This window comes from Blautia intestinihominis (assembly GCF_040096655.1).
Taxonomy (GTDB): Bacteria; Bacillota; Clostridia; order Lachnospirales; family Lachnospiraceae; genus Blautia_A; species Blautia_A intestinihominis.
The window spans coordinates 1-13899 of sequence record NZ_JBBMEI010000035.1 but is presented as its reverse complement, the minus strand read 5'-3'; the positions used below and the strand labels follow the sequence as shown (position 1 = coordinate 13899).

11 protein-coding genes are annotated in these 13899 nt (G+C 45.6%); 1 reads left to right on the top strand and 10 read right to left on the bottom strand.

The window, feature by feature from the left end; genetic code table 11:
* Positions 1-138: 138 nt before the first annotated feature.
* Positions 139-1002: a helix-turn-helix transcriptional regulator gene (locus WMO75_RS11630; protein WP_349078061.1), complete on the top strand. Its 864-nt coding sequence runs from the start codon at positions 139-141 to the stop codon at positions 1000-1002.
* Between the two features lie 199 nt (positions 1003-1201).
* On the opposite strand, the gene WMO75_RS11625 is transcribed toward WMO75_RS11630, so the two are convergent.
* From WMO75_RS11625 to WMO75_RS11580, 10 genes are all read right to left on the bottom strand, one after another.
* Complete coding sequence (locus tag WMO75_RS11625; protein WP_022214495.1) at positions 1202-2317, bottom strand: substrate-binding domain-containing protein; 1116 nt, start codon at positions 2315-2317, stop codon at positions 1202-1204.
* 119 nt (positions 2318-2436) lie between these two features.
* Positions 2437-3417, bottom strand: coding sequence for an ABC transporter permease (locus tag WMO75_RS11620; RefSeq protein ID WP_349078059.1), 981 nt, complete (start codon positions 3415-3417; stop codon positions 2437-2439).
* 11 nt (positions 3418-3428) lie between these two features.
* The gene (locus WMO75_RS11615) at positions 3429-4943 is read right to left on the bottom strand and encodes a sugar ABC transporter ATP-binding protein (protein ID WP_298090481.1); all 1515 of its coding nucleotides are present in this window, start codon (positions 4941-4943) and stop codon (positions 3429-3431) included.
* A 20-nt stretch (positions 4944-4963) separates the two neighbouring features.
* Positions 4964-5941, bottom strand: a complete 978-nt coding sequence (locus WMO75_RS11610; protein ID WP_298090479.1) for an ABC transporter permease — start codon at positions 5939-5941, stop codon at positions 4964-4966.
* A 158-nt stretch (positions 5942-6099) separates the two neighbouring features.
* Positions 6100-7092, bottom strand: coding sequence for a substrate-binding domain-containing protein (locus WMO75_RS11605; RefSeq protein WP_349078058.1), 993 nt, complete (start codon positions 7090-7092; stop codon positions 6100-6102).
* Positions 7089-8876 carry a cache domain-containing sensor histidine kinase gene (locus WMO75_RS11600; protein ID WP_299319218.1) on the bottom strand — a complete coding sequence of 596 codons (1788 nt, stop codon included), beginning with the start codon at positions 8874-8876 and terminating at the stop codon, positions 7089-7091. The genes WMO75_RS11605 and WMO75_RS11600 overlap by 4 nt, the downstream gene beginning before the upstream one ends.
* The gene (locus WMO75_RS11595; protein WP_349078057.1) at positions 8873-10495 is read right to left on the bottom strand and encodes a response regulator; all 1623 of its coding nucleotides are present in this window, start codon (positions 10493-10495) and stop codon (positions 8873-8875) included. The genes WMO75_RS11600 and WMO75_RS11595 overlap by 4 nt, the downstream gene beginning before the upstream one ends.
* A 255-nt stretch (positions 10496-10750) precedes the next feature.
* On the bottom strand, positions 10751-11752 hold the full coding sequence (locus WMO75_RS11590; protein ID WP_299319213.1) for an aldo/keto reductase: 1002 nt from the start codon (positions 11750-11752) through the stop codon (positions 10751-10753).
* Between the two features lie 74 nt (positions 11753-11826).
* On the bottom strand, positions 11827-12756 hold the full coding sequence (pfkB, locus tag WMO75_RS11585) for a 1-phosphofructokinase (RefSeq protein ID WP_349078056.1): 930 nt from the start codon (positions 12754-12756) through the stop codon (positions 11827-11829).
* A complete protein-coding gene (locus WMO75_RS11580) occupies positions 12757-13809 on the bottom strand; it encodes a galactitol-1-phosphate 5-dehydrogenase (protein WP_349078055.1) in 1053 nt (350 codons plus the stop codon).
* Between the last annotated feature and the right edge of the window lie 90 nt (positions 13810-13899).

The window sequence follows — 13899 nt, the reverse complement described above, 5'->3', positions numbered from 1 at the left end:
AGTACACTTTTTACAGAAATTTCCAGTATTCTGGACTGTTTTCGTGTATTTTTGACATGCGTTTTTTTGCCTCTTACTTTTCCTGCGCATTACTGATATAATAGAAATAATCTGTTATTACGATCGGGGAGGATTTTTATGAGACTGCCAAAGCATATTATGCCAACAGAATATTTCGACACCGTTCCCAAAACGGATATCCAGATCACAGCACTTCCCTTCTATATTAAAGAAGTCGGATACTGCAATGACCGTAAATTTGTCCGGGGAGCATACAACAATTATTCCGATTATCTTTTTGTCTATTCCCTGTGCACCATGAAGTTTAAGAAAAACGAAGAAAAGCATCCGGTGCATCAGCATGATATCATCGTATCTGCCTGCAATACCCCGCTGACGTTTTCACTTCCGATCTCTTACGGAAAACCTCGTGAATATCTGTACTTTGTCATCGGAGGATCTCATGCACAGCAATTCTATAATTATATCCGCCGTCATGACTGTACGTTTCATGTCAATAAGCTGAACCGCATGCTGGATCTTTTTCTTGAGATTGCGGAGATCGATTACAAGTCAGACCCTATGTCGGCGCAGATGCATGCAAGTTCCGTGGTCCATCAGATCTATCTGGAGCTTTACATCCTGTCACAGAATATTCTGAACGCCAAAAAACAGACACCGGTGCAGGACAGTGCTGTAAATACCGCACTTAAGTACATCCAGACCCATTATCAGGGTGATCTGAGCGTGGATGCGATCTGCAACAGTGTCAGTTTCTCGAAATATTACTTCTGCAAGCTGTTCAAGGAACATACAGGGATCACGATCCACCAGTATGTCACGGAGTTTCGGGTCAATAAATCCAAGGAGCTCCTGAGTTATTCCAAACTCTCGATCTCAGCGATTGCAACATCCGTCGGATTCAAAAGTGCGTTGACTTATACGCGGAGTTTCGAGAAGATGGAGCATATGACGCCGTCTGAGTATAGGGAATTGTATTGAACTTGCTTTATCTCTTCTTATTTATATGCTTACAAAAAAATCCCCGGAAGAAATTCCGGGGATTTTTGCGAATGACACTTCGGAATCTGACGATTTCTCAGTGTTCGCTGCGCTCATATAAATTTCTTTATGAAACTTTGCACCTGTAAGCAGGTGAAAGTCTCATTTTCGAAATTTGCATTCGTTTTAACCGTTCAGATTAGTCATAAAGGTTCGGAGCGATCTCTTCGTCGTCCATGTTTGTGGAATCATACCAGTATCCATCTGTAGGAACGTCTTCAAGTTCTTCTCCGTTTGCTGCTGCTGTCAGAGCGTAGATTGCATAGTATCCCATCATCAGAGGAGACTGTGTAACTGCTCCGAGGAATGTTCCGTCCTGAACTGCTGCTTTGATGATAGAACCAGCGTCGAAACCAACACCGATAACATCGCCGTTTGCTGCGTCAGAACCAAGAACGTTCAGGTTTGCGTTAGCTGCAAGAACACCTTCTGCTGCTGTCTGGTTGGAACCGAAGATAGCGATGCAGTTTTCTTTGGAAAGGATAGCCTGTGCTTCATTGGAGCAAAGCTCTACAGTTGTCTGTGCCGGAACTGCAACCTGGATAACAACGTCTGCATCTGCTTCTGTTGCATCAGCGCCTTTTGCTGCGTTTACATAGAATTCGTTTCCTGCAACTGCTACTGTTTTGCCGTCAGCCTGAAGAAGTTCGATCATTTTGTCGATGAATCCGCCGCCACGCTGCTGAATGTTCTGAGCTGTAGCATCCTGGTTAACTTCACCGATAACAACCTGTCCGTCTGCATTAGCTACTACGTCTTTGATCGCATCGTACATATGAGTTGCTGCTTCTGCACCAGCCTGTGCGTTGTCTGTGCAGACTTCACATACTACAGATCCTTCCGGAGCATCTGCGATACCTGTATCAAATGTTACAACCGGGATTCCTTTGTCAGCACATGTCTGCAGTGCATCCAGAACAGAAGATGTATCGCATGCTGCAATACCGATTCCTTTCGGGTTGGAAGCGATTGCTGTGTTGATCATGTTAACCTGGTCAGCGATATCGGACTCACTGTTCGGTCCCTGTGGTGTGTAAGTAACACCAAGTTCTTCAGCAGCTTTCTTCATACCTTCCTGAGCTGCATCCCAGTAGGTAGACTGGAAAGATTTAACCATCATCGGGAATTCATATGCTTCGTTTGCTTTCAGATCTTTGAACTGATCCGGGAGATCAGCTGCCATAACTGTTGACATAGACATTCCTGCTACCATTGCTGCACAGATGCTTAATGCTACCACTTTCTTGAAATTCATAACTTACTTCCTCCTTATAAATCATTATATAGTTTTTTTATTATGATACGTCAGTAGGAATTAGTCTGACGCCCCACATACTTAGTTTGGATAAAGAAAAACTGCAAAGCAGTTTTTCTTTACATAGCTGCTTTTTTCTTTTCTTTGATGATATCGATCAGGACTGCTACGATAAGAACAAGACCTGTGATGATCTGCTGCCAGTTTGCCTGAAGTCCGACATATGGAAGACCGGTCTTCAGAAGCATGATAACGAAGATACCAACAAATGTACCAATTACGGAACCGTAACCACCGGTTGCTGCAACACCACCGACGAATACACCGCCGATCGCATCCATCTCAAGTCCGGCACCGGTACCAGGCTGTACAGTAGGTGTAACTGCTGCATAAGCAATAGCTGCAAGACCTACAAACAGACCACATACTACATATACCATTACATGGTAAAATTTAACGTTGATTCCTGAAAGAGCTGCTGCTTCTTTGTTAGATCCGATCGCGATAGTATAACGTCCGAATTTTGTATGGTTCAGAACGAATTCCATCAGGATAACCAGAAATACCATCCACAGGAAACCAATTGGATAACGAGAAGCACTTCTTCCTGTACCAACAGTAATCTTGAAGATTGTATGGAACCATCCACCGTCCTGGGTAAGTGCCGGCCACGGTGTTGCGCTGCAGAGAGAACCTGCACCACGGGTGATCATACAGGTACAAAGAGTTGCAAGGAATGGCGGCAGGTTCATGATTCCGATCAGAACACCATTCAGTGCTCCAACGAGGATACCAAGTACCAGACAGAGCAGCATAGCTGCTACAACCGGCCATCCGTGGCTTCTTACCATTGTTCCAGCGATCAATGCGTAACAAACCATACCAGTTCCGATTGACAGGTCTACACCTCCAGTGATAAGTGGGAAGGTAACACCGATTGCCATCAGAAGATCATAGTAGGAGAAATCGAGCATACTTAAGATTGTAGTGTACTGTCTGAACTCCTTACTCATAATGGAGAATATTGCACTTAATGCAATAATAACCAGCAAAACAATAAATCTCTGATCACTTAAAATACTTTTTTTCTTCTTAGTCATGACTTTCCTCCTTAATTGATATTCCTTGTAGCCTTATCCATGATGTGTTCCTGTGTTGCTTCAGAAATATCAATATCTCCTGTCACTTTACCTTCACACATAATAATGATACGGTCACTCATTCGGAGAATTTCTGTCATTTCAGAAGAGATCATAATAATGGATTTGCCTTCTGCTGCCAGTTTGCTCATTAACTTGTAGATTTCGTTCTTGGCACCAACGTCGATACCTCTGGTCGGCTCATCGAAGATCAGGATGTCACTGTCTCTGGTCAGCCATTTGGCGATTACGACTTTCTGCTGGTTACCACCGGAAAGGTTTACAACCAGCTGATCACCACTCGGTGTCTTGGTAGCAAGTTCTTTGATGTATTTCTCACTGACTTTTTTCTCTTTTGCTTTGTTGATGAAGATTCCGTTTGTGAATTCTTCCATTGTAGCCAGTGTTGTGTTTTCGTTTACAGATTTCTGTACAACAACACCATATCTTCTTCTGTCCTCTGACAGATAACCGATACCATATTTAACAGCATCCTGCGGTGTATTGATTGTTACTTCACGAAGCTTTCCGGTCTGCTTGTCCATAATGGAAATCTTACCGCTCTGCTTCGGATCTGCTCCAAACAGTGCTCTCGCTGTCTCAGTACGTCCTGCACCCATCAGTCCGGAGAATCCAAGAATCTCACCTTTTCTCAGTTCGAAGCTTACATCCTGAACCATCTTTCCTGCATTCAGATGCTCTACCTTAAGAACAACCGGTGCATCCGGAGCAACCATACTGTGTTCCTTAGGATCTTCGTAAATAACACGACCAACCATCATGTTGATGATGTCTTCTTTTGTACTGTCTTTTGTGATCAGAGTTCCTACATAGCCGCCATCTCGCATGACAGTTACACGGTCTGTGATCATCTTGATCTCATCCATACGGTGTGAGATATATACGATACCGTAATTCTTCTCGCGAAGATCACGGATGATTACGAACAGGTCAGCAATTTCTTTCTCGGTAAGAGCTGCTGACGGCTCATCAAAGATGATAACCTCTGCTTTGTGAGAGATTGCTTTGGCGATCTCACACATCTGCTGTTTACCAACAGTTAAGTTGCTCATCTTTTCTCTTGGATCGATCTCGATGTTCAGATCCTGGAATAATTTCTTGGAGTCTTCGATCATCTTCTTGTCGTCTACACGGATTCCCTTCTTCGGCTCACGTCCGATGAAGATATTCTGTGCAACAGTAAGGTCTCCGACCATGTTTAATTCCTGATGTACGATTACGATACCGGCATCCTGTGCTTCACGGGTATTATGGAAAGCAACTTCCTGACCCTTGTATGTGATAGAACCGGAATCCTTCTGATAAATACCGGTAAGAACCTTCATCAGTGTTGATTTACCGGCACCGTTCTCTCCCATAAGTGCATGTACTTCACCGCGTCTCACTTCAAAGTTAACGTGATCCAGGGCATGAACTCCAGGAAAGGACTTATCAATATCCTTCATTGTTAAGATAACGTCACCCATTGTTTCATCCTCCCTTTCGATCAGTTCTTTCTACGTCTTGCAGAAACATCGGCATATACAGCTACGATTACGATGATACCTGTGATGATCATCTGCTGTCCTTTGCCAAGGCCAAATGCCATGATTCCCTGCTGAAGAAGAGAGATAATAAATACACCGATCACAGTACCACCGATGGAAGCAAGTCCACCAACCATGGATGTACCACCCATTACACAACCAGCAATTGCTTCGTTGTTGTACTGATCGCCATAACCTGGCTGAACGGTTGTATATGTAGCTACAAAGAACAGTGCTGCGATTCCTACCAGGAATCCACAGATCACATAAGCAAGCATGTTCCATTTCTTGGTATTAACACCGGAAAGACGAACCGCTTCTGTGTTGGAACCAAGGCAGAGGATATAACGTCCAGGTTTTGTGTTGTAAAGAACAATGCCACACACAACTGCCATTACCAGGAAGATCACCAGACCTACCGGGAAACCTTTGTAAGATACAATGTTACGGAACCATCCGTTTGTCTGGTCACTGCTCAACGGCCAGCTTACAGACTGTGTCTTGGTGAAGACTGAAGCAATACCTTTGGCGATGTTCATGGATGCCATGGATACGATAAATGCCGGAACTGACAGGTAAGATACCAGCCATCCATTAAAGATACCAAATGCAAGACCGATGAGTACACAGATCACCATTGCTGCTGCACAAGGAACACCATAAGATGTCATGCAGTAACCAGATACCAGTGCACAACAGAACATTACCGGTCCGATGGAGAAATCGATTCCTCCGGTTGCGATTACAAATGTAACGCCCAGTGATAAGAAGCCCAGGAAGTATACATAGTTTAAAGTAGATTTGATGCTGTCTCCAACAGGGAACTTACTTCCCAGAACTACTTTAAAGACTACGAACATGAGAACAAGAATACAGACAAGCAGTATTCTGTTCAGGCCGAGCTTTTTCACGATTGGATTTTGTTTGAGCTTTTCCAATTTTTCACCCTCCTTAAAAGTTTACACATATCTCGCGTTTTCTATATAATACCGTTAATTGTGCACAATTGTAATGGAAAATCTTCCAAAAAAAGGTTAAATATTTACGGTTCGTACATAAATATTTAACCTTTTTTATAGATTATTTACTATTTTTCTCAGGAAAGCCTTAGTGTATTGAACGGAAACAGCAGTTTCTCGATCTCACTGGAGTACATATTGTCCGGAGTTACCAGTTCGCATCCTGAGTTCACATCCTTGTCATAGCTCTTGCCCCGGAGCATGCGCACAGTTTCCTTGACTCCCATATATCCCATTTTGAAAGCCTTTTGCACAACCAGACCCTTAAAAACGCCATTCTCCATAAGCTGGACGGCTTCCTGGGAACTGTCCACGCCGACTACCTGGATACGTTCCTTGGCTCCGGCTGCCTTGACTGCCCGGGCTGCTCCAACAGATGAATATTCATTCATTCCTGCGATCATCTTGAGATTTGGATATTTTTCCATCAGTTCCAGTGTCAGTTTACGTGATTTCTCATACTGGGAATCACAGTAAACCACATCAACGATGTTATCTGCAAGATCCCCCAGCCCTTTGCGGAAGCCTTCTTCTCTCTCGACTGCAGTTGATACGCCCTTGACATGTGCAACGATCGCGATCTGATCGTCTGGTCCAAGAAGAGTCGCTGCAAATTTGCCGAGTTTCTCTCCTGCCTCCAGATTGTCTGTTGCCACTGTCAGATCCTGAATGTCTTCTTCTGTATAGGAGTCAATAAAACTGATCCGGATTCCATCTTCTTTCGCTTCTTTCAGAAGACCATTTGACTCCGTGAAACTGGACGGAGAAAAAAGGATCGCGTCCGGCTTCCTGTCTATGGCTTCCTTCAGAAGTTCATTCTGTCCCTCCACATCATTCTCCTCGGACGGTGCCAGAATGTCGATATCTGCATTGTATTCCTTTGCTGCCATTTTGGCTCCGAGGATCAGTGCTTTCCAGAAATCGTTTGTCCCGTCCACGACCTTGGGAATATAGATCAGGGACAGTCTCCTCTCTTCGATCTTGTGCTGCCGGTACCACAGTGCCCCGCCAGTGCCGGCAATCAGACAGACGACCAGGCAGATGCTCAGCCATTTTTTGTGTTTTTTCATCGTATTGCCTCCTGTCTGCCCGGAATTGTGATCGTTGCAGTCGTTCCTTTGCCCTCTGCACTCTCGTAAGTGATCCCGTAATCCTCTCCATAATAAAGTTTCAGACGTTTCTGTACATTATAAACGCCGACCCCGTTGGAATGATAATTTACCTTATGACGGTCGTAAATATGTGCCAGCGTTTCCTCACTCATGCCAACACCGTCATCGATCACCTGAAGGACTGCATTTCCGTCTTTCATGAATCCCTTTATAATAAGAAGTCCTTTGCTTTCTTTGTACTTCAGTCCGTGATAGATTGCATTCTCGATGATCGGCTGAAGGACAAGCTTGATCAGCGGAATATGCAAAATTGACGGATCTACATCGATCTGGAATTCCAGTTTATCCTTGTAACGCATCTTCTGGATCGTGAGGTAGCCTTTGGCATATTCTACTTCGTTTGCGATCGGAACCACTTCGTCCTCGTTGCTGATACTCTGGCGCAGAAGTCTGGCAAGTGATGCTGTCATCAGCACGACTTCCTCGTATTTCCTGCCCTCCGCCATCCAGATGATAGAGTCCAGTGTATTATACAGGAAATGCGGGTTGATCTGGGACTGGAGTGCCTTGAGCTCGCTCTTTCGCTTCTCTTCCTGCTCATGGACGTTCTGCTCCATGAGTTCCTGGATACGGTGTGTCATCACATCAAACGATTTCGTGAGACTTCCGATCTCATTATCAGAGTCCACGACGACATCCGAAACGCTGAAATCGCCCTCCTGGACTTTTTTCATGGAATCGCGGAGTTTCTGGATCGGAAGCGTGATACTTCTTGCCATAAATCTGGAAAAAAGCAGCGCCACGATGACAAGGATCACCGCGGTAAGCACATAAATGCTCTGTGCCTGCCGGCTTTTGCTCAAAAGTTCACGGACATTGGTACAGTCTACGACGGTCCAGCCGGTTTTGTCCGAGCGTGAAATAGAATACAGCTTTCCATTGCTGCCTGTCCCTGTCAGGACGGTATCATCCTCTGTATCCATGATAAGGCTGATATTTTCTGTCTGCAGTTCATTGTAGAGCTGCTGCTGCTGTGGATGATAGACGATATTTCCTCTGGCATCAAGGATAAAAGCGTATCCCTTGGTCCCTACCGTACTCTGGTCGCACAGTTCACTGATCGCACTGTAATTCAGATCGATAAAGAAAACGCCTTCTTTCTCCCCGCTGCCTTCGCGGTCACGGATACCACGGCTTAAGGTGATCACCCACGGGCGCTCCCCGCTGATGATATGCTGTACATGTGAAGAGGTAAGCATCGGACCTTCCGGACTGTCGAGCGCCTGGGTATACCATTCCTGGGTATTTAAGTCAAGATCGCTGTTTACGGATTTCTTGCCGTCATTGATCAGCATTCTGCCGTTTTTGCTTATGATGCCTACATTTCGGATATCGCTCCGGCTGTCCAGGATCGTCTCAAACTGGTTCAGGATACGGTATCTTCCTTCATTATCGATCTCATCATCAAAAAGATAGTCCTGAACGTCCTCACTGCTTGAGATCAGATAGGCGATATTTTCCATGTAATCTATGTAGGAATCTATATTCTGGTTCATCTGCTGGATGATCGTATGGGTATACTCTGAGGAATTCTCAAAAATGGAATTGTTTGTAAATCTCATGGATACACCGGTAACGATCACGACCGCACTGAGCACCAGAAAAGCTACCGTCGCAAAAATAACGCTCTGGATGCTCTTGAACTTTCCTACGATCATGGTTGAAAGCCCTTTCTTTTTCATCGGCGGTTCTCCCTTGCGTATTCTGTCGGTGTGCATCCTGTCATCTTCTTAAATGAGATTCCGAAATAATGTGCATCGGCAAAGCCGACTCTCTCTGCGATCTCATAGTTCTTCATCGTAGTGTTCTCGAGGAGTTCTTTGGCTTTGTCCATGCGAGTACGGATCAGGACTTCGGTAAAAGTCTCTCCTGTCATTTCTTTAAATATGGTGCTGAAATAACTGGTGCTGATGTTCAGATAAGAGCAGATGTCATTGAGGCTTAAGTTCGGGTCCATGTAGTTCTTCTGGATATAGTCAAGCGCCATCCTTGCCTGGCGTTCGCCGCTGGAGGTATTCAGTTCTGTCAGTGCATCGTAGACCTGCATGATATATTCATGTACGATCTCGCATGCCTTTACAAAAGATTTCTGCTCTGTTACCTGGATAAGAAGGTTGGAGCGTTCTTCGCGGATCCTGTGGATGTCCGGGGAAACTTCTTCCCCTGCGGTATCTGCTGCCCTGATGATCTGCTGAAGGTACATGCAGGCACGGCTCTTGTCTGCGAGAGACTGTTTGATTTTTTCCTCAATGGAGTATAATTTCTCTTCCATCTCGGATTTTCTACCGGATTTCAAAGCTTCTTTAAATTTATCGAGCGATTCTCTGAGATCAATATCCTGTACCGGATGTTTTTCTTCCATATCAATAAGGAGGTTCCCCCCCCCTATCAGATAACGGTACTGCAGGGCACTGACTGCATTATCGTGAGACGCGCTGAGTTCTTCGAGGTTTTTGACCCATTTGCCGATTGCCATGGAGACTTCGGTTCCCATGACTTTGTGAAGTTCTGCCTGGATCTCGCCGCAGATTTCCTTGATTCTTCCATTGAAATTACGGCTCCATTTCTCCTGGAAGAGAACGCACACGCGGTTGTTGCCTTCCTGATAAACGATTCCGGCGTTTTCGCGGGTTACGATCTCATCGCTGATATTAAAGAGGACAAATGCCATGAGTGCACTCTCCTGGCGTTTCTCCATATCGATCTGATACATGCCGGAATAGAGGTCGATATCAAAAACTGCCACGCGGTATCCACAGCCGGAAAGTGTGATTCCCATTTCTTCAAGTTTAGCCAGGCTTTTCTGGATATCTACGGTACAGTTTACAAGAGCTTCCAGTGTCTTGGAGCGAATGATCTGTGCATTTGCACGATAGTTCTCGGACGTTCTTGTAAGTGATTCCATTTTTCTTTTTTCTTTGCGGATCTGATCTACTTTTTCTTTCATTTTCTGAATGACGCCGGTCAGTTCCATCGCGGTTACCGGTTTGAGCAGGTACTCGCTGACGCCGTACTGGATCGCCTTCTTCGCATACTCAAACTCGCCAAATCCACTGAACACCACGATCACAACATCCGGATAGTTGTCATGCAGGAAATGGCTGAGTTCCATTCCGTCCATGTATGGCATAAGAATATCTGTCAATACGATATCAACCGGATGTTCCTGCACAAACTCCGCTGCCTGCTTCCCATTCTCGCAGTCTCCCACCAGCTCGCAGTCCATGCTTTTCCAATCAATGTTTTCTTTTATTGCATCCCTGACGAGGATCTCGTCATCTACAAGCAATATTCGGTACATTTGCTTCCCCCATTTTTGTAATTATGTGATAACGTTCTAGTTTTCCTAGCGTTTAATTGTACCATAAAATAGATGATTTTTGAAGTGGGGAGTTTTGGGAATTGTAGAATTTGTGGGATGTTTAGAAGGGACGGAGCAGAGACCTTCAGGGGGCGCGTGGCCAAGAAGGGGGTTCTTAGGGGGAGCTTCGGCCTTCGCAGACTCTGAGATGCTCCCCCTAAGGGTTTTCATTTTTTCAAAGGAGATACAAGAGGATTATTTAACAATAAATCCCTCTTCATCCCACAAGTCATGCCAATCCTTAGCCCCTTCCCAAAGGAACACCTGTCCTTTAACAAGACGGTTTCCTTTCTCCAGAGTTCCAATCTTAGCCATCTCCTCATCCGTAAGCGGATCCTCAGTAACACATTTCAGGTTACTTACATAGTTATGCACAGAAAACGGAATAGAAATCTCCCCTCTCTGATGAGCCCACTTCAACGCAATAAGTGCAGGATGCACACCATGCGCCTTCGCGATCTCCTGCATCTCAGGAGTCTGCATATCCGCAACATCCTCCGGACAAATATCTCTTTCCGGACGTCTTGGGGAACCAAGCGGCATATATCCAACCGGCTGGATATTATGCGCAACCAGATAATCATACTGCTCCTGCTGCTGGAAGCAAGGATGAAGTTCCAGTTCGCAAGCTGCCGGTTTGATCTTCATCAGCGGCAGAACAGCCTCAAGTTTCGGAATTGTCATATTGGAAATACCAATATAACGGATCTTACCTTTTTCTACAAGCTCTTCGCACTGGCGGTATGTATCCATAAATTCCTCAACGCTGAACGGTCTGGAGTCTGGATTTCTGGAATCTACATCACAGAATGGTGCATGATAGTTCGGGAATGGCCAGTGGATGAAGTACAGATCCACATAATCGCACTGAAGATCCTGAATGCTCTTTGTGCAGGCTTCTTCTACTTTTCTGTGCATGTCATTCCATACTTTTGTCATGATGAAAAGGTCTTTTCTTTCTACAACGCCCTCATCAATCGCTGCTTTGAAAACTTCACCGATCTGGTGTTCATTTCCATAGCATGCTGCACAGTCAAACATACGATATCCGCTGCGGAGTGCTCCTGCAACTGCTGCCGATACGTCTTCTGCGCTTACACGGTCGGAACCAAAGGTTCCCATTCCCATACACGGAACTTCTTCTCCTGACGGAAGTGTTACTTTCGGCACGATTGCCGGATCGATAAATTCTGCCATTTTTGTTTCCTCCTGATTGATAATTATATAGTTTTCGTTTTCTTATATTTTTTTAAGTTTTTCGTAGCCGTTAGTTACAATTTTTCAATCTTAATCTGTGGTAACAGTTTCTCCATATCTTCCATCACGAAGAATCCTGTCTCCTCACGCATTGCTGCCGCTGCTGAGATCGCGCTGGCTCTTCTTAATGTTTCTTCCAGAGAAAGCCCCTCGCTTAATCCAAGTGCAAAACCTGCGATCATGGAATCCCCGCATCCTACAGTATTTACTGCATCGATCTTCGGAACGATCGCACGGTAAGTTCCTTCATCACTGACTGCCAGGGAACCATCTGCTCCGAGGGAGACTGCTACGATCTCCACTCCTTTGGCGTGGATCGCTTTTGCTGCATCAATAATGTCTTGAATGTCATCACAGTGTTTGCCTGTCAGCATACGAATCTCATCAATGTTCGGTTTGATCAGTGTCGGGCAGGCTTCGATTCCCATTTCCAGTAATTTGCCACTGGTGTCGAGAATGACTGGTTTGCCTGCTTCCTTTGCAATTCTGACCAGTCGCTGATAGGCAGTTCCGTCAAGACCTTTTGGCACACTTCCTGACATGGAAACCACATCTGCGTCTTTGACCAGTTCTTTGAATTTCTTTTCGAAACCGGTAAAATCTTCCTCTGTCAGAGTAAATCCCGGCTCCAGGAATTCTGTCTGAACATGATTGACTTCATCCCAGATATTGATGCAGGATCTGCTCTCTGCATCTACATGATAAAACTCGCCTTTGATTCCAAACGGTTTGAGAGCATCTTCGATATAATTTCCCGCGTGACCGCCTACAAATCCGGTAGCTACAACTTCTGCTCCGTAAATGGAGGCCGGTTTGGATACATTGAGACCTTTGCCTCCGGGAACGTAAGAACATTCCCGGACGCGGTTTACTTCGCCTACTTTATAATCATCTACTACATATCGTTTATCGATCGCAGCATTTAATGTCACTGTCAGTATCATTTATTCTTCCTCGTTTGATAAAAGAATTTTGCCTTTTACAAGTCCCGGTGTCTTGAATAACTGGAACGCTTCCTGAGCCTGGCTCATCGGGATCTTTTTGTAGATGAAGCCCGGATCAAATTTCAGCTGACCGGTTGCAAAGTAATGTGCGGTCAGATCCCATTCACGTCCCGGGAACGGTGCGCTGTAGGACATCCAGGAACCTGTCAGTTTGAATTCTTTACGGTTCATGTTTTCCCACTGTTTTGGTGTGAAGGTCAGGTTCTCATGTGGTGTTCCGATGAAGCATACGTGTGCTTTGTTTGCAGCCAGTTCGAATGCCATATGCATGGTCGGAACCTGTCCTGCTGTCTCAAATACGAATCCGTATCCTTTGCCGCCTGTGATCGCCATTGCTTTTTCCATGTAGCCTTCTTCTTTTGTATTGATGACTTCGTCTGCACCGAGACGTTTTGCAAGGTCAAGACGTTCATCACTGATGTCGAATACGACTACTTTCTTGGAACCGAAGATCTTGGTCCACTGCATGGTGAACATTCCTACAGTACCGCCGCCGAGGATTGCTACGTATTCGCCGCCGTGATAGTCGTTCTGGAATACACCGTGGATCGCTACGGTTGCAGGCTCGAACATTGCGCCCTGTTCGTAGGAAACGCTCTTGTCAAATGGAACTGCATTCTGCTCTGGAACTACTACGTAGTCTGCGTTGCTTCCCTGCTGTCTGGAACCGATGAAGCTGTAGTGTTTGCAGAGAGAGAAGTTTCCCTGCTGGCAGTCGTCGCATTTCATGCATGGGAGGAGTGGTGCGCCGGATACGCGGTCGCCTACTTTAACCTTGGTTACGCCTTCGCCGACTTCTACTACGTCGCCGGAGAATTCGTGGCCGAGGACTATAGGATAAAAATGAACACCGTTGTTCAATACTCGCGGGATGTCGGAGCCGCAGATGCCGGAGTATCTGACGCGGATCTTCACTGTGCCTTTGGATACCTGTGGTTCTTCAACTTCCTGATACTGTACGTCTTCGTTTGCTACTACTACTGCTGCTTTCATAATGTGGTTTTGCTCCTTTCGTCAAAGGGGAGAAACGTACCGCTGTGGCCGCGGTGGGCTGTATGGGGGGGGGGGGGGGGGGGGGGGGGG